The sequence below is a fragment of the Maribacter sp. genome (genome assembly GCF_039974175.1).
GTDB lineage: Bacteria > Bacteroidota > Bacteroidia > Flavobacteriales > Flavobacteriaceae > Maribacter_C.
The window spans coordinates 750761-768052 of the sequence record NZ_JBDWJN010000010.1; the positions used below are offsets into that span (position 1 = coordinate 750761).

Genomic DNA, 17292 nt, shown 5'->3' on the forward strand with positions numbered 1-17292 from the left:
GTAGTTCACTAATCAAAATCTGGCCAGTATGTTTTTATCTTCTTTCGTAAGAAAGCCACACTGCGTTCTAATTGGTCCATTCCGTCAACACCATCTTCAATGCTGATCCAGCCATTGAAACCTACACGCCTTAATTCTTTGAAAATAGCATCGTAGTCATTAAGGCCTTTGCCAATTTCACCATGTCTCAGTCTTTTTGCATAGCCCATAGTTCCATTTTCTTCCTTGCGAAGATCGGCAATGGTACCGCTAATCAGATACCGATCGCTTGCGTGCATGGTGACTACTCGATTTGAAATTCGGTACAAAAGTTCCAAAGGTTCTTCCCCTGCCAAAAACGCATTGCTAGGATCGAAATTGACGCCAAAGTTCGGATGGTCAATTTGATCAACTAATTCACAAAACACATCCATCTTTTGAGCAAACTCAGGATATTCCCAAAAATCGTCTTTATAATGATTTTCCAAAATCAGGGTAATGCCGAGATCTTGAGCATAGGGCAAACATGCATTGATGCATTCCGCAGCCAGATGTACGCCTTCTGTTAGCGAAAGCTCAGGTCGTCTTTGCCCTGAAAGCACTCTACAAAATGAGCCGCCAAGCGCGCTAGTCATTTCAAGCCAGCGTTTCTGTTTTTCAATTTCCTTGTTACGAAAAAGAGCATCAGGATGCGTAAAATCAGGCGAACAACAAAGCATGGGAATTTGCTTTCCGTGTTGTTCAACTTGCTTTCGAAATTCAGACCACTTCGTCTTATCTGCCATCTCCAAAAAACCAGCGTACCATTCCAAACCATCAACATGCAAGTCGCAAGCCAGACTAATCCATTCTGAGACGGTCATTGTTCCATCCTTACACAAGGCATTCATGAAAGCTTTAGGAAATACGGCTAATTTTGGCACTTATCAAATTTGTTATATATGATTACTTCGGAGGGTTTCTTCCGATTATTGGAAACTGTTCTACCTCAATAACTTGTCCGCTTATTGGGCCAGATTCATCTGACATTAGATAAATAGCGGCCATAGCGAGCTCTTCGGGTTTGAACAGCCTTTTCGCCGGGGCAAAAACATCGGGCAGAGTTTTATGCCAATCTTCAGGCTTTCCTTGTTCTCGTTGATTAACGAACTCATGTTCTGTAAGTATCCATCCTGGGTTAATTTGGTTGATCCGTACTCCTTTTTCTCGAAACAGTGTATCGCCCAAATTACGACTTAAAGTCATCAGTGCCCCTTTGGAAATGCTATAGGCCAATAAATTAGGTTCACCACTCCATGAATTAATAGAACCGATGTTCACGACATTCCCCCGAGAAATTTCCAAATGGGGCAGCGCCGCCTGTATGATAGCGAAAGGGGCAATGGTGTTTACGGCTAGCATTCGCTCCAAATAGGGCACCGTGGTGGTATCCATATTTGAAGATGCCACGATGGCCGCATTGTTTACTACGGCATCTAACCTACCAAAAGCAGCAATGGCTTTATTGACCAATTTCTCAGGAGCGCCTGTATCTGTAATGTCAATAGTGAGATGAGTAACGCTATCCGTCTCGAACTCTTGCATTAGTTCTTGACCCAGTTCCTCACGTAGACCATTCAGTACCACCTTGGCGCCTTCTTTTATACTCTGTCTTGCAATAGCCCTACCTATGCCAGTATAGCTTCCTGTGATTAGTATTACTTTATCTTGTAACCGCATTATTTTAATTTGGGGTTAAAACACTTTTTACCACTTTTCCCGAATACATCTGTTCAAAGGCTTCTTTCCATTCGTTCAATTTCCAAACTCCACCTATGATGGGTCGCACATCCAAACTGCCAGAAGATAAGAGGAACAATACCTTCTCCCAAATAGGCCAATTATGACTAAAACTGCCTTGCAAAGTCACATTTTTCTGAACCAAAGGGTCTAGAGAGAAATTCATAGGCTGCGGGCCCCATCCAACTTTGGTAATATGTCCATTGGGGCGCACATACGATAAGGCCAAGCGCAATGTTGTACTAACACCTGCGGCATCTATAACACAATCGACACCCATACCATCATGTTTATAGGCCCAGTCAGAAGCATCTCCAATAATGGTATTGCACCCGTATTGTTTCGCAATTTGTAAGCGACCAGCATCGGTAGGCAACCCTACGATTGCTACTTCAGCTCCTGCTAGTCTAGCCATAGCCGCACAAAGAATACCAATCGTACCCGGACCTAAAACCAACACCCGATCGCCAGGTCGAATTCGTGAGTTCACTAAAACAGCATTGTAGGCCACGGAACAAGGTTCTGTTAAACAGGCCTGCTCAAATGGCAAATTTTCAGGAACCTTATGCAAGCATCGTGCAGGCACTCTTACAAAACGAGTCATAGCCCCGTCAACGCCATACCCAAAACCTTTTCTTGATGGGTCTAAATTATAAAGTCCCTGCCTTGAAAGCGGACTGGTATTGTTAATAACGGCAGCTGTTTCGCTTACCACCCGATCGCCCTCTTTCCATCCTGAAACATCGCTCCCCAATTCGACAATATGCCCTCCAAATTCATGACCTAGCACCACAGGGTAGTTGACTTCCCAGCTATGGTCCGCACTCCATTGGTGTAGATCACTGCCACAGACGCCTACCTTAGCCACTTCCAAAAGTATATCATCAGCGCCTATTGTTGGTTTTGAGATTTCACGGAGCTCAACACTTCCTTTGGCCTCGGCATAATTAACAACTGCAATAGATTTCATATGTTTTTTATATTCAGTAACTAGACACTTTCTTAGGAATGAATTTTAGCACATATCAGGCGAAGTGAACTTTCCAAATCGCCCTCCGCTGTTTTGAAAGCGTCAGCATCAATGGTGAGGGGAGCCCCAAGTACGACCATAGGTGCCCCATAGGTGGGGCATTGCAAAGCCTGCTCCAAAGATAAGCCTCCGACAGCCTGAACAGGAATGTTGACTGCTTCTACCACCTCCCGTAACTGATCTAACGGACTCGGCATGCGCATTCCGCTTGCGGCAATGCCTCGACGTTCGTCATATCCTATGTGATGAATGATATAATCGCATCCCAATTTTTCAAGCCATTGGGCACCTTCGACCATATCGGAACAGCCAAGGTTGTCGCCCATAACTTTAACACCATAATCTTTGCCGGCCTGAACCACTACTTTTATCGTTTCTTCATGTGCCCTTGCCATAACCACCACGTGGGTTGCGCCAGCCTTGGCCATCATTTCGGTTTCCAAATAACCGCCGTCCATCGTTTTGAGATCTGCAACTATAGGTGTTGATGGAAAAGCCGCTCGTAATTTTCGTACGCCGTGTAGACCCTCTGCCAGTAGTAGAGGGGTACCAGCTTCTAACCAATCGACCCCAGCGCGCAAAGCCATAGTAGCCGTTTCCAAAGCTTCTTCAATATTTGTAAGATCAAGTGAAATTTGTACAACGGGCTTCATCTTATAAATATAGCGTTTTACGATAAGCAATAAAAAATTGGAAATTCTTAACTAAGAGCTGCCACCGGGGTGAAGCTTACTTTTTTACAATAATTTTTACAGAAAATTGAAGGTGTTGGTGAAATATCTATATAACTCCAGCACCTCAAAAGAAGGTAACGATAGGGATAAAGTTTACAGTATAGTAATTTTGGTTTGACGAGAGTAACCGCTACCGCAAACATTATAATACGTCTAATATTTTTTGGGCAGATATACCAATTCTATTTCGTGTCTCAGGTGTTATATATTGTCTCTGATCGAGTTGTTGTGGTTGGTCGGTTGCACAAAAATAACTATGTATACTTCTTCGATATTTATCTGTTCTATTGTTAGTTCCACCGTGCCACACATGTGAATTAAATAGGAATACCGAACCAGCTAGACCCTGAATCAAAATCTCATCGGGGTGCGGCAGACTATTATCGGTCATAGCCTCTTGCGGCAATTGTTTTAATTTATGCGTACCAGGTACAATTCGAGTGGCGCCATTATGCTTTGTAAAATCATCTAAAAGCCAAATGGTATTGCAGACTTTGTATTCTCCGTCAGGTACAGAATTTCCAAAATCAACATGCAGTTTTTGGAGTCCCTGGCCCGGCTTGGCTGCCCTATAGTTCAAAGAAGAAAGTTTGAATTGATTTCCTAAAACAGCTTCTATTGCAGCAAGCACTTTAGGATGGGTATAGAAAATATCGAAAATTGCACCTTTGTTGACCAAATTGGCCAAGCGATAGGCACCTTCTTCTTGGGGGTGGCGAATGTATTTAGAATCAAACAACTCTGAACCGGCATTCCTTCCTTCTAGAGCAATCAGCTCATCAATACGGTTATTTACTAAATCTACTTCGGCATAGGATAACAGCTGACCGAGAGAAAGATAGCCATCGCTATCAAGCGTTTCTATTTGCGTTTGGGAAAGCATCGTAATTGTTTAATATATCACACCTAAGGTACAAATTAGTAGACTTAATTCTAAAAAAGGAAAATGAGAGAATATAAGTTATATTTGGTTTCGGGTAATTAAACTAATACATATGATGCAGGGAAACAAACAAGCTACTAGCCGAAGAAATTTTATAAAGCAATCAGGTGTTTTGATTTCGGCATCAATGTTACCAATAGCATGTTTCGCCATGGAAAACAAACCAAAATTTAAGATGGGACTTCAACTTTTTACCATACGTGACGCTATGGCCAAAGATCCGTTGGAGAGTTTAAAAAAAGTAGCGGCCTTGGGATATCAAGATTTGGAAACCTATGGTTATGACGGCGAGAAAGATATGTATTATGGGTACAGCTCTGCTGATTTTAAAAAAATTCTAGAAGATTTACAATTGACAGCTACTAGTGGGCATTATGGGTTTTCAGACTATTTCGAAAAGTCAGCTGATGAGCTCAAGCGTTTTGTAGACCAATGTATTACCGGAGCCAAAGCCTTAGATAAAAGCTATATCACTTGGCCATGGCTGGCGCCAGAATACAGAACCATTGAAAATTTCAAATTACTGGCTGAGAAACTGAATGTCATAGGGGAGCAGGTGACCAGTGCAGGATTAGGTTTTGCTTATCACAACCATGATTTTGAATTTACTGACCATCACGGTGAAAACGGATATGACAGTATATTATATGATACTGACCCTGCACTTGTAAAATTGCAAATGGACATGTATTGGGTAGAACATTCTTCCAAAAAGAGTCCGCAGGAACTTATCGCAGCGCATCCGGGACGTTATGTGATGTGGCATATCAAAGATATGGACAAAGTTACTCGTGATTATACCGAACTAGGAAATGGTTCTATAGACTATATCGACATGCTCTCTAAAATCGACACCGACGCACTGCAATACTATTATTTAGAACAAGGTAGTAATTTCGCAAGCAATTCGATGCAAAGTATTACTGATAGTGCTGCCTATTTCAAGGAGAACTTACAGCGGTATTTGTAAAACTATTTAAACCCCATTCGCTTAATAGCCTGATGACTAATTTTAATGGCATCGAGTGGTTTCATGTTATCAAAAGTCTGATCTTGCTCCACCATGTAAAATTTCATTCCAGACAAGTACTTTTGCTTTAGAATCTTTTTGAAATCAATATTTCCTTTTCCGACGGGGGCAAATCGGCCTTGGTCATCCATATCTTTCACATGCCACATTTTAAAACGTTTGGGGTACCTTTTAAAGTACGCTATCGGGTCAGCCCCAGCTTTGGTAACCCAAAACAAATCCATTTGAAAATTTACATATTTTGGATTACAGTTTTCTAAGAGATAATCGATAGGAACGACGCCATTTTCATTTTTCTTGAATTCGAAGTCGTGATTGTGGTAAAGCAATTTCAGCCCGGCCTTATGGGCACTTTCACCCATGGTATCGATGATCTTGGCCAAATTTTCGACGGTTCCGGTCATGCCCATCGTTTGAGTAGTTGCGTCGTAGTTAAACAAACCCATGGGAGGAATGGGTATTACGAAATACTTAAACCCTGCTGCTTTGGCATCAGCGAACATGGTATTCATATTGTCAAGGGTAACATCAGACTGATGCGTGCTAATCGGTTTTAAGTCCAATTGCCTTAGATATGCCTTAAACTCTTTAGGAGCCATTCCGTAGTATGAGCCGTCTTTATATCCGGCGGCTTCGATATTTCGATACCCGGTTTCCGCAACGGCCTGCAATGTAGCTTTGGCATTCGTGGCCATGTCGTCACGTACCGTATAAAGGGCTAGACCTCCCATTTGGTATTGCGCAGAAAGTGCGCTCGATACCAAGAAAGTTAAAATCAATGTGGTTTGTAGTAATCTGAAGTTTGCTTTTCTCATAATCGGGATAGTTGTTCAGTGCTAAAATAGGAATAAAAAGCCATTACTAAGCCTACCAACGGCATCCTCATTCCGTTAAAATAGATTTATCACGAATAGGAATTGCTAATTGATCAGAAGATGGTATTTTTGATTAGAAGGTATCCAATTCGAAAACACATGAAAACAAGACTTTTTAATATCCAAAGTGTACTATTACTTGCTGCTTTTTGCTGCTTTTTGGCTTGCAAAGAACAGAAGGAAAAACAAGTTGAACCCGAGCCATTGGTGCAATATGAAGAATCTGCATCTGTACTTCCCATTGATAAGCTCAAGCTACCTGAAGGGTTTAAAATAGAAGTATTTGCCGACAGCATTGATGGGGCGCGTTCTATGGCAATGGGGGAGAACGGTACGCTTTTCGTAGGAACTCGTAATGAAAACAAGGTATATGCTATTCAGGATAGGGATAAAGATTTTCGTGCAGACCGTGTTGTTGTCATAGACACTACCCTAGAAATGCCTAACGGAATTGCGTATAATAACGGTTCCTTGTATGTTGCCGAAGTAGGCAGATTGTTGCGTTACGATAATATAGAATCACAATTAGACAGCATGCCAAAACCTACTGTGGTCTACGACGATTACCCTACCGAATTTCATCACGGTTGGAAATACATCGCCTTTGGTCCAGATGAAAAATTGTATGTTCCTGTTGGCGCACCTTGCAATATTTGCGATTCTACGGTTACAGACAAGCGCTTTGCTAGCATCACGCGAATGGACCCAGACGGAAGCAATCGCGAAATATATGCCCATGGCGTTCGAAATACGGTTGGCTTCACTTGGCATCCTGAAACCAAAGAAATGTATTTTACTGATAATGGGAGAGACATGTTGGGCGATGATATTCCTCCTTGCGAATTGAATCGTGTTACTGAGGCTGGTCAACATTTTGGATATCCGTTTTGCCATGGCGGCGTTGTGAAAGATCCCGAGTATGGCGATCAACGTCCATGTTCCGATTTTATAGCTCCTGTTCAGGCACTGGGTGCCCACGTAGCGCCACTAGGGGTCAAATTCTATACAGGCAATATGTTTCCGGAGAAGTATAAAAACTTCGCCTTTATTGCGGAGCACGGCTCTTGGAACCGTTCAAAAAAGGTGGGTTATAAAATCAGTTTAGTACAATTAGAAGATGGCAAGTCAGTGGCATACGACACCTTTTTAGAAGGTTGGCTCGATGAAGAATCACAAGAACGCTTTGGTCGACCTGTTGATCTGTTGTTTTTAGCAGACGGCTCTTTATTGATTTCTGATGATTTCGGCGACGCCATTTATCGGGTTACCTATGAAGGTGAACAACTGGCAAGTAATTAATTCGTACTATGCAGATACCCAACTTCGGGCTTTTTTGAAATAGCATTTCAATGCAAATTTTAAGATAGGTGTTAGAAGTTGTCTTTACGGAAATCCAAAGCCCTGAATTTTTCGTATTATACCTCATATATACAATTAAATTCATTTTTTTTGCGGGATGATTCCAATCCAGAAGAATTATTTGTTGGTTTTAGCGATTTGCTTTTTCTGCCTCTCCAATACCTTACTTGCTCAAGAAAGAGTCGAATATCGTGGCACCCTGCAAGTAGATAGCTTCACGGGTGATGCCATTTACGAATACAAGATTGTCGATAAGGATACCATATTAGACGGTCCCTTTCAATTAAAACGTTCTAGCTTAGAAGCCTTGTTAAAGAAAGAAGATATTTCTTTTTTGTTTAAAGGAGATTTTAAGGAGGGTTCCGCTAATGGGCCTTGGCGCTTTCAATTCGGCGAATTTCAATCTGATAGTCAAAGTAAAGTTGTAGACTATGAATATCGCGTGCTGATCAGTGGCACACAGGAAGAGGGGAGTGGCCAGATCAAGAATGGGGAGCCTGATGGCTTATGGACATACGAAGTCAGTAAGATAAAAGATTCAGAAAAGGAGAAGAGCCTTTTTAAAAGTGATATCACCTTTGAAAATGGAGTGCCGCAGCAAAACTTTCAAATTGAAAATGAAGATGCAATTCTAGTGGGTCGGTTCTTAAGGAATGGCTTGGCGCACGATGAGTGGTCTTCTTACGATGTGGAAGGGGTAGAGAATGCAGAGAGTTGGATTTTTGAAGAAGGGGTGTTACAAAAAATACAATTAATTGACGGGGGGGAAACCAAAGAAATTCCAGTTTTTGACGGTCAAGCTGAGGCATACGAAGTTGTCAGTCTTGATGCACGCTACCTCAAGGTAATAGAAAATACCTTGGTTGGAAGATCACGTTCCGCTGTACTCAACGGAAATTTGCCCAAACTCTTGGCGGCTAATGCCGCGTACTATCAGAAAATTGATGGCATTTTATCAAAATTGGGTACCGCCGATTTCACACCCAAATTTAAGGTACAGCTGCCGTATTATACTATGGATTCTGTAGCGCTTGAGAATACTAAACGTATAATCGAGACCTATAGAAGTGCAGAAGCCATAGGTAATTCTCTATTAAACAATAGCCATCTGAATATATTGAAACGTTCGGATGCAGATGCTCGCTATTATTACAATTGCGCGGCTAAGATTGAGGAAGATTTTTTAAGCCCAATACAACGCTATGTTGAGCTGGCAGATCAAGATGTACTTGCCTTCATACGTCGTGATACATTTATTGCTTCGCTTTGGCCCAAAGGCAAACCGAAAACACTGGTCGAAGTAGCGAGTGACAGCCTTGGTGACAAAAAAACGTTCATCTTACCCAACGCCGATTCGTTTAATTTTGTAGGAGATAATCTCGAGACTTTAGCCCAATTGGCACGCTATGCTGAAAAGAGTTTGGAGACTATACAAAAGGCACTACAAGCGCGATTGACTACCACCGCAGACGCAGCAACACTTGTAGCCTTGGAGGAGAATCTTATACAGCAAAATCAACTACTGGTCACTCAGATAGACACACTAACTGACCTGCCCATAGCTCATACCAAAGCGCTGAAAAATATTGAAACCTTGGCCGATGCATCTTTGAGCACCTATGCTTCCCTCAAAGATCAAAAGGAAAAATTGGAATATGGCGAAACTTTAAAAAGTTGCCTCGCGGAACTATCAGCTTTGTCTATGACGATTACGGCCTTGCCCACGCAAACCTCAGAAATTGATTCGCTTTATCAAGACGCTGTATGGAACCCATTTATGGCAGTGGTCATGGATGAAGAAGTTAAAAAACGCCTTACCACGGCTTTTAACAAGGTACTTATGCCTTATTTTCTCAAAAAAGCTACTGATGAATTGAATTGTGAAAATGCTGGTATTCTTAATGAGGAGATACAGCAATCAACCCAGCGAATGCGTGAGCTTCGAACGGAAGAAACCAAAAAGCTAGAGCGGAAGCTACGTCGTGAGAAAGACCCTAACATCATTTTGCAATTGCTCAATGTTCAACCTAAGAAAGCGGACCAGTAAAGCATGAAAAAGTTGAACATTCGTTATTTTACTTTAGTGGCGCTACTATGCTTAGTGGTTTCGTCAGGCTTCGCTCAAGACGGTGCAGTACTGCCCGGTGAATCGAAATATAAAGAACCCACAACCAAAATGTGGTTTAATACTTATGGTAAAATTCGTGTTTCAAAGCGTTTGTTTTGGGATGCACAAACCCACTTCCGATTTGAAGAAACCGGAAGTGTGAACCATATTGGTCAAATTGCACAAATCTATAATCGTCACGCTCTTGGATACATCTATTCTAAAAAGGTCAATTTCAGTCTTGGGGGTGTTTTGCGTATAAATTTCAATACCGATCACGAGTCGGCTGATCGTAATGTGGTGCCCGAATTTCGTATTTGGCATCAATACCAATTTGCACAAGAGGTATATCGTGCCATGATCTACCATCGTATCAGAATCGAACATAGGTGGACACAAGGTTTTCAAGAAAATAGTGAGTATACCTACCGGAACAGGTGGCGGTATATGTTACGCGCCAAAGTTCCATTGAATCACCATAAGTTAAAACCCAAAACCTTATATATTGCACCAGAGGCAGAATTGATCATGCAAAGCGGTAAAACTGTAGTGGCAAGCCCAATGGAAGATTTGCGGCTGACCACCACCTTGGGCTATATTTTAACACCGCGTTTAACGGTAGCTGCTGGCTTTATGTATTCTATGGGGCAAGACCTTAATAACGGCGGTATTTTCAAACAATCCTATACAGGAAGAGTGCATCTTTACTATTCTCCTGACTTCAGAAAGGTAAAAAATAAGCTTCCCGAAATCCATTTGAACGATTAATTCGTACTTACCCTAGTTCAACTTTACCAAAACAATGAAGAAAAAAGTTATTTTTCCATATATCTTGTTCATACTGGCTGCCTCTATGGTCATTTTTCTCTTGTTCAATACGAACAATTTAAAGAACGAATTACAGGCATCACAACAAAATGAGTCGCGCCTAGCAGCGGAGTTTACGGCTTACCAAAAACTATCTAGAATTGATTCTGTATTGCTAAAAGGAGATTACAATACGGCGATACGTTCCTACAACGAAACTTTAAGCGGCAGTACAGAAAATAGAATGTACATTCCCCTCCGTATTGCGCTTGCCGAGAAGCTTTTAAAGGCTGAAAAGGTGGGAGAAAAAAGCGCAAGGAAAGAAGAAATTAACCCAGATTCTTTACAGACCGAAACTGCAGTGCAGATACCAGAATTACGTGCCTATGACTCTTTGAACTTTGTTCTTGAAAAAACAAGGGTACAATTAACGCGATTAAGTCGTCAGTTAAAACAGAAGTCTTTTGGAGAATACCTAACCTTCAAAAGTAAAAAAGGGAATCAATTGCATTACGTAGGACAGGTAAAAAATGGTCAGGCTAATGGATTTGGTATTGCGTTATTGGATACGGGTAGTCGCTACGAGGGTGAATGGAAAGACAATCAACGTCAAGGTGAAGGAACTTTTTACTGGGCTGATGGACAGTATTATGTGGGAACCTATGAGGGCGATAAGCGCAGTGGTTTTGGCACCTATTACTGGCCAAATGGTGAAAAGTATGCCGGCGAATGGAAAGAAGACAAACGCAGTGGCACTGGTAAATTCTTTGATGCCGATGGGGATATCGTTACTGGTGGACGGTGGCAAGACGATAAGTTGGTCGATGCCGACAAAAAGGGGAAGCGTTGAATTACTTGCTGATTGCTGTTGCGCTATAGTTCTAGCCTACGACAAAATTCTCAGACTACAATTTCTTTGATTGTACGCCTATTAGAGCCCTTAGAAAATCTTGGCAGAGTCCAGATAGGATAATGCACCTCTACCGTATTTCATAGCAAGAAAAACAGGAAGGCAGCATGAGTACTGCTTTCAAATAACTTGTCGAAAATCTGTCGGTGATAATAGTGCTCCTGCAGCAGAGATAGCCCCTACCACACCGCAATTGTAATGTCATATCCTTTAGCAAGAAATTGCTGTAAATAAGGGTTTAATTCAGTTTTGGTAATTGTCGGCTGAGGCCACGCTATTCTGAGTTGCACCCAAAGTTCATGGCTAATCTTGAAATACTTCTCAAAGCCAAAACCCATCTTGTACTTGTACCGAAATTACTTTATCTTATTAGTTCCTTAACAGGACCGTGATACTGCTACAGTAAATAACGGAAAATCATGTTGTACGATTAAATAACCAACCCTATGAGAATCATTGTCTATTCACTAGTCCTAGTTCTTTGTTCCCTTGTTAGCACCTATGGCCAACGCAAGAAAAAAAGCACTACACCAGTCATTTCAGAAAAACATTATGAATCAATGAAATATCGAAACATCGGTCCTTTTCGAGGAGGAAGGTCTACCACCGTTACTGGCATACCAGAAGACATTTTTACCTATTATATGGGTGCTACCGGCGGAGGTGTTTGGAAAACCACTGATGGGGGAGTTACCTGGAAAAATATCTCCGACGGATTTTTTAATACAACTGGTATTGGTGATATCACCCTAGCACCTTCCGACCCCAACATTATTTATGTGGGCACCGGAGAATCTCCGGTACGCGGTGTGAAAACCTCACATGGTGATGGCATCTATAAGTCTACTGATGCAGGCCAGACCTGGAAACACATGGGCCTGGCGGCTACACGTCATATCAGCAATGTCTATGTGCATCCAACGAATCCTGATAAGGTGTACGTAGCGGCCCAGGGAAATCCTTGGGGGCCAAACGAAGAACGCGGTGTATATCTTTCAGAGGATGGCTGTGTTAGTTGGGAGAAGATACTTTATGTCAATGCCAATTCTGGAATAGTTGATATGACCGTTGACGCCCACAACCCGAATATAATGATGGTAGCTTCATGGGATTTTCACCGAAAGCCCTGGGTAGTACAAAGCGGTGGGCCGGGCAGTCGAATTTACAAAACAACCGATGCTGGTAAAACTTGGAAAGAAATTACAAAAGGGTTACCCAAATTAAAAGGTAAAATGGGTGTTTCGATTTCGCCGGCGAATTCTAAGATTGTGTATATCGCCATTGATGCTCTTGGCGATAAGGCTGGCGTTTATCGATCTGACGATGGAGGGGAGAGTTTTAAACAAACCACCAATGATGCCACTACCTATGCGCGATCTTGGTATTATATGCATATTATAGCTGACCCGAATGATGAAGACGAACTGTGGGTAATGAACAGTTTTGCTATGAAATCGATAGATGGCGGGAAAACCTTTAAGGGAATACGCGGAAGCCACGTTGACCATCATGATATGTGGATCAATCCGAACAATAGTGATATTATGGTAAATGCAAATGATGGGGGAGGATCGGTAACTTTTAACGGTGGAGCAACTTGGTCGAGCATGTATAACCAACCTACCGGGCAATTCTATCGGTTGATTACCGATAACGGCCATCCGTACCGCGTCTATTCAGGTCAGCAAGATAATAGCACTATTGCCATTGATAGTCGCGTGGTAGATGATGGCATAGGAGCTATGCATTGGGACGTGATGCGGGCCGGAGAATCGTCGACCGTGGCTTTAGATCCTGATAACCCCAGGTATGTATATTCTACATACTTTGCCAGTAATTTTGTAGAATGGGACCGTGATATTGACAATACCAGAACAGTAATGCCTTATCCAACTAGAGTAACAGGAGAGCAACCAAAAAACTTGAAATATCGGGCCAACTGGAATGGGCCTGTTATTGTTTCCCCTCACGACCCAAAGGTGATTTATTATGGTTCGCAATATATGATGAAGTCTACCGATCGAGGGGTCACTTGGAAGGTCATCAGTGAAGACCTTACCCGTAACGACAAAGAACATCAAGGCAAAGGCGGAAAGCCCATTTCCAATGAACAAATAACTGCTGAAAGCTATAATAACCTTTTTAACATTGAAGAATCTCCGCTTACCGAAGGTGTTATTTGGGTGGGTTCTGATGATGGGTTGGTTCATCTGACGCAAGACGGTGGAAAAACCTGGGTCAATGTCACCCCAAAGGGGTTAAAAGAAAGCATCATCAATGTCGTAGAACCCTCACCTCATGATGCTGCAACCGCTTATATCGCCGTTGCTGGTTATAAAATGAACGATTTTACGCCGCATATATACAAGACGCATGACTATGGTGCTTCATGGCAAAAAATAGTCAATGGCTTGCCCGCCGACACCTTCGCTAGAACAGTTCGTGAAGATCCAGATAGGAAGGGATTACTCTATGCGGGTACAGAAACGGGCGTTTTTGTTTCTTTCAATGATGGCGGCAATTGGCAACCCTTGCAGAACAATCTGCCCGAAGTACCCATTACTGATTTACGGGTCAAACGCAAAGATTTGGTCGTAGCTACTCAAGGTAGGGCACTGTGGATACTCGATGATTTAACACCCCTGCATCAGCTTTCAGAAACTATAGCCAATGCGTCATATTATTTGTACCAACCCCGTGATGTTCATGCCGAACTTTCGGTGGCTTATAGTATTGATGGCGGCTATGGTGAGAATCCGCCGCAGGGCTTGCAAATACACTATGTGCTGAATAAGCAGGTGCCTGAAGACCTAGCCATGTCACTTGAAATTCTCAATGAGCAAGATGTTCCGATCCACTCCGAATTCACAAACAATCTGCAAGTGGGCTGCGACACCTTGGTAAAAAAGCAATTAAAAAGGAGCATTGGTGCGCATCGCTATCATTGGAATATGAAGGTAGGTAGGTTTGATTGTTTAAAAGAACTATATACTACCAATCGTGATTTAACCGCTTATAATGCAGCTCCCGGCAAATACAAGGTACGATTCAAAGTTGGGGAGTACAGTCAAACCCAAGATTTTGAAATAAAGATTGACCCCCGAATTGCGAATAGGGTTCCCAATGCAGCGGCAGCCTATTCGGAGCGAGACCAAATATCGGAGTCCATTTACGCAGGTGCCACGGCAATGACTAATGGGGTACGTGACCTTCGTAAAGTCAAACAACAGTTGAATTTTATTTTAAGTGCAACGACAGATTCCAATATTATAACAGATGGCAAAGCCCTTGATGCAACATTGGATGCCTGGATCGCCAAGATCCTACAAAAAGAAATGCGGACTTTTCAAAGCAATTATATGTTCGAAGCCCGGCTGCTGATAAAATTTAAGGATTTCTTGAATCGCATCGGCAAGGGCAATTTACCGGTTACTCAAGGCGTACGCGATGTAACGAAAGACTATTTGGGGCAATGGCGTATTTTAGAAGCTCGCTTACAATCGATTAAATCTGAGCATATCACAAAATACAATGCACAATTGAAAAGTGCTGGATTACCTGAAATCTATTGGCCATGAAAACCACCGTACGTATTCTCACGCTATTGATACTTGCATTGCCAATGTACCAATGCCACGGTCAAACCATAGTTCAAAATGAATCATATACCTACAAAAAGGGCGATGCTAACGGAACTGGAAAATGGTATATGGGTAGAGAAATTGCCCATGTGATGGGTTTTCAGGGCATGAATTGGCTAGAGCGCCCAGAGCGCGAAAAAGAGGAGAACACTACTACATTATTAGATAACATGAATATTCAAACCGGTGATATCATCGCTGATATAGGTGCAGGGTCAGGCTACCACGTCTTTAAGATGGCGCAAGTAGCTCAAAAAGGTCATATCTATGCGGTTGATATTCAGGAGGAAATGTTGGCTGAAATCCGCAGAAAAAAGAAAAAAGACCAGGTCAATACGATAACAACGGTCAAGGGAGGCGAAAAAAGCGTGAAACTCGTTGAAAACTCTTTAGATAAGGTGCTCATTGTAGATGTGTATCATGAGTTGGCTTTCCCCATTGAGATGATGGCCTCCATTCGCAAAGCGTTGCGACCTAATGGAAAGTTGTTTTTAATCGAATATAAAGGCGAAGATGATCAGGTGCCCATCAAAAAACTACACAAAATGACCGAAAGACAAGCGGTCAAAGAAATGAAAGTAGCCGGCATGAAACTAGAACGTAATATTGATAATCTACCCTGGCAACATTGTATGGTTTTTATTAAGGATTGAAATTAAAAATTCCCATTACTGCTTAGCCAGTGATGCTACAATTTGGCGCTTCACTAACTTACCAGAAATACTTCTTATGCGAAGGTGCAGCGCCTAATCAAATATATTTTCGTAGTTGAGTACGAGCGGTTTTGATATAGCGTCAACTTGATAGCCGTGGCCGACTTATCATCTAGTTTACCAGCGTCTTATAACTGAGTTGCTACTGGTTCTTCACCAAAGCCAAGATTCTTCAAGCCCATTTAATACTGACGGAATGATCATTCGCAATGGTTTTACGAAGTATAATGACGTATTTGCGCAAAATCAAAAACGAAATATCATGAAGAAAAAATATCGAATACTTAAATGGGTACTTATTGTTTTTACAGGTCTACTCATCTTAATCGTCTCTTTTGCACTCTGGTTTAAAGGTTTGCTTCCCCCTAGAGATACCGCAATCGAAACTAGCTTGGTGGAAAACCTGCCTTATGTTTCTGAAAATATTCAACCGTTTCGAGGCAAGATTTTGGCTGTCGTCACCAGCACCAATACCATGGGAAGTAGTGGAAAAAGCACAGGCTATGAACTAACTGAATTGGCACGGGCGTACTATGTGTTTCAGGCCAACGGTTTTGAAGTTGATATCGCAAGTCCCTTAGGGGGTAAACCTCCTGTTGTTATTGATGATGAAGATATGGGGGCTTATGATTTTGCTTTTTTAAACGATACGCTGGCACAGTACAAAACAAGCCATACCATTCCTATACAAGATGTAGTAGCAGAGCAATACAAAGCAGTTTTCTTTGTTGGAGGCAAAGGAGCTATGTTCGATTTTCCTGAAAATAAGTCGATTCAAGCTCTTGTTCGCAATTACTATCAATCTGATAAGGTCATTGGGGCCGTATGCCATGGTCCTGCGGCCTTGGTCAATGTAACCTTAGACAGCAGCCATGCCTTACTGGAAAACAAAACCGTAAGTGGTTTTACCAATGAGGAGGAGTTATTACTTATACCCGAAGCCGATGCAATATTTCCTTTTCTTTTAGAAGATAAGTTGATTGCGCAGGGTGCACGTTTTAATCAGGGAGCCATGTATTTGGAAAAAATTAGCCACGATGGGAATTTGGTTACCGGTCAAAACCCCTGGTCAGTTTGGGCTGTTGCGGAAACTATGATAGAACAATTGGGTCACAAACCAAAATTTAGAGAAATTACCGACGAAGAGAATGCTGTTCGAATACTGAATACCTATGATACCCACGGGTCAAAAAAAGCCAAAGCGCTTATAACAGTAATGACGCATGAGCCAAAAGTACCTATCAATCGTGTTCTTATAGCAAAACATAGTATTATTGCAGCTATGAAAGGAGATGTCGGTCGTTTTTTTGATATTATTGGTCTGGTTTCTTTTGTCAAAAAAATGGGAGCCTAGCACTCGAAATATAGTTAAATTCGAAAAAAAG

General features: G+C 42.0%; 14 protein-coding genes. 8 read left to right on the forward strand and 6 right to left on the reverse strand.

Features of this window, described 5'->3' with window-relative positions:
• Positions 1–8: 8 nt before the first annotated feature.
• From ABJN95_RS12455 to ABJN95_RS12475, 5 genes are all read right to left on the reverse strand, one after another.
• Positions 9–902, reverse strand: coding sequence for a sugar phosphate isomerase/epimerase family protein (locus tag ABJN95_RS12455; RefSeq protein ID WP_348370733.1), 894 nt, complete (start codon positions 900–902; stop codon positions 9–11).
• 22 nt (positions 903–924) lie between these two features.
• Positions 925–1698 (reverse strand): SDR family oxidoreductase, encoded by a 774-nt coding sequence (locus tag ABJN95_RS12460; protein WP_348370734.1) that lies wholly within the window; start codon positions 1696–1698, stop codon positions 925–927.
• Between the two features lie 4 nt (positions 1699–1702).
• A complete protein-coding gene (locus tag ABJN95_RS12465) occupies positions 1703–2728 on the reverse strand; it encodes a zinc-binding dehydrogenase (RefSeq protein ID WP_348370735.1) in 1026 nt (341 codons plus the stop codon).
• A gap of 32 nt (positions 2729–2760) precedes the next feature.
• Entirely contained in the window at positions 2761–3441 is a 681-nt protein-coding gene (locus ABJN95_RS12470; protein WP_348370736.1) for an orotidine 5'-phosphate decarboxylase / HUMPS family protein, read from the reverse strand.
• Between the two features lie 223 nt (positions 3442–3664).
• Positions 3665–4405, reverse strand: coding sequence for a phytanoyl-CoA dioxygenase family protein (locus ABJN95_RS12475; protein ID WP_348370737.1), 741 nt, complete (start codon positions 4403–4405; stop codon positions 3665–3667).
• 112 nt (positions 4406–4517) lie between these two features.
• Here ABJN95_RS12475 and ABJN95_RS12480 point away from each other — a divergent pair, with 112 nt between their 5' ends.
• Complete coding sequence (locus ABJN95_RS12480) at positions 4518–5435, forward strand: sugar phosphate isomerase/epimerase (RefSeq protein WP_348370738.1); 918 nt, start codon at positions 4518–4520, stop codon at positions 5433–5435.
• Between the two features lie 2 nt (positions 5436–5437).
• Here the strand turns inward: ABJN95_RS12480 and ABJN95_RS12485 are convergent, their stop codons facing one another.
• Entirely contained in the window at positions 5438–6310 is an 873-nt protein-coding gene (locus ABJN95_RS12485) for a sugar phosphate isomerase/epimerase (RefSeq protein WP_348370739.1), read from the reverse strand.
• Between the two features lie 159 nt (positions 6311–6469).
• On the opposite strand from ABJN95_RS12485, the gene ABJN95_RS12490 reads away from it, so the two are divergent.
• The 7 genes from ABJN95_RS12490 (at position 6470) to ABJN95_RS12520 (ending at position 17261) form a co-directional block, all read left to right on the forward strand.
• A complete protein-coding gene (locus ABJN95_RS12490) occupies positions 6470–7669 on the forward strand; it encodes a sorbosone dehydrogenase family protein (protein ID WP_348370740.1) in 1200 nt (399 codons plus the stop codon).
• A gap of 157 nt (positions 7670–7826) precedes the next feature.
• Positions 7827–9776, forward strand: coding sequence for a hypothetical protein (locus tag ABJN95_RS12495; protein WP_348370741.1), 1950 nt, complete (start codon positions 7827–7829; stop codon positions 9774–9776).
• A gap of 3 nt (positions 9777–9779) precedes the next feature.
• Entirely contained in the window at positions 9780–10604 is an 825-nt protein-coding gene (locus ABJN95_RS12500) for a DUF2490 domain-containing protein (RefSeq protein ID WP_348370742.1), read from the forward strand.
• A 34-nt stretch (positions 10605–10638) separates the two neighbouring features.
• Positions 10639–11493, forward strand: a complete 855-nt coding sequence (locus ABJN95_RS12505) for a hypothetical protein (protein ID WP_348370743.1) — start codon at positions 10639–10641, stop codon at positions 11491–11493.
• Positions 11494–11999: 506 nt separating this feature from the next.
• Positions 12000–15131: a glycosyl hydrolase gene (locus tag ABJN95_RS12510; protein WP_348370744.1), complete on the forward strand. Its 3132-nt coding sequence runs from the start codon at positions 12000–12002 to the stop codon at positions 15129–15131.
• Positions 15128–15847 (forward strand): class I SAM-dependent methyltransferase, encoded by a 720-nt coding sequence (locus ABJN95_RS12515; RefSeq protein ID WP_348370745.1) that lies wholly within the window; start codon positions 15128–15130, stop codon positions 15845–15847. The genes ABJN95_RS12510 and ABJN95_RS12515 overlap by 4 nt, the downstream gene beginning before the upstream one ends.
• A gap of 322 nt (positions 15848–16169) precedes the next feature.
• Positions 16170–17261: a type 1 glutamine amidotransferase domain-containing protein gene (locus ABJN95_RS12520; RefSeq protein WP_348370746.1), complete on the forward strand. Its 1092-nt coding sequence runs from the start codon at positions 16170–16172 to the stop codon at positions 17259–17261.
• The last annotated feature ends 31 nt before the right edge of the window (positions 17262–17292 follow it).

Bases quoted from the DNA above. Each gene is read 5' to 3' on its own strand.
- ABJN95_RS12460 (WP_348370734.1), bottom strand. From the start codon at position 1,698: ATGCGGTTACAAGATAAAGTAATACTAATCACAGGAAGCTATACTGGC.
- ABJN95_RS12465 (WP_348370735.1), bottom strand. From the start codon at position 2,728: ATGAAATCTATTGCAGTTGTTAATTATGCCGAGGCCAAAGGAAGTGTT.
- ABJN95_RS12470 (WP_348370736.1), bottom strand. From the start codon at position 3,441: ATGAAGCCCGTTGTACAAATTTCACTTGATCTTACAAATATTGAAGAA.
- ABJN95_RS12475 (WP_348370737.1), bottom strand. From the start codon at position 4,405: ATGCTTTCCCAAACGCAAATAGAAACGCTTGATAGCGATGGCTATCTT.
- ABJN95_RS12480 (WP_348370738.1), top strand. From the start codon at position 4,518: ATGATGCAGGGAAACAAACAAGCTACTAGCCGAAGAAATTTTATAAAG.
- ABJN95_RS12485 (WP_348370739.1), bottom strand. From the start codon at position 6,310: ATGAGAAAAGCAAACTTCAGATTACTACAAACCACATTGATTTTAACT.
- ABJN95_RS12490 (WP_348370740.1), top strand. From the start codon at position 6,470: ATGAAAACAAGACTTTTTAATATCCAAAGTGTACTATTACTTGCTGCT.
- ABJN95_RS12495 (WP_348370741.1), top strand. From the start codon at position 7,827: ATGATTCCAATCCAGAAGAATTATTTGTTGGTTTTAGCGATTTGCTTT.
- ABJN95_RS12500 (WP_348370742.1), top strand. From the start codon at position 9,780: ATGAAAAAGTTGAACATTCGTTATTTTACTTTAGTGGCGCTACTATGC.
- ABJN95_RS12505 (WP_348370743.1), top strand. From the start codon at position 10,639: ATGAAGAAAAAAGTTATTTTTCCATATATCTTGTTCATACTGGCTGCC.
- ABJN95_RS12510 (WP_348370744.1), top strand. From the start codon at position 12,000: ATGAGAATCATTGTCTATTCACTAGTCCTAGTTCTTTGTTCCCTTGTT.
- ABJN95_RS12515 (WP_348370745.1), top strand. From the start codon at position 15,128: ATGAAAACCACCGTACGTATTCTCACGCTATTGATACTTGCATTGCCA.
- ABJN95_RS12520 (WP_348370746.1), top strand. From the start codon at position 16,170: ATGAAGAAAAAATATCGAATACTTAAATGGGTACTTATTGTTTTTACA.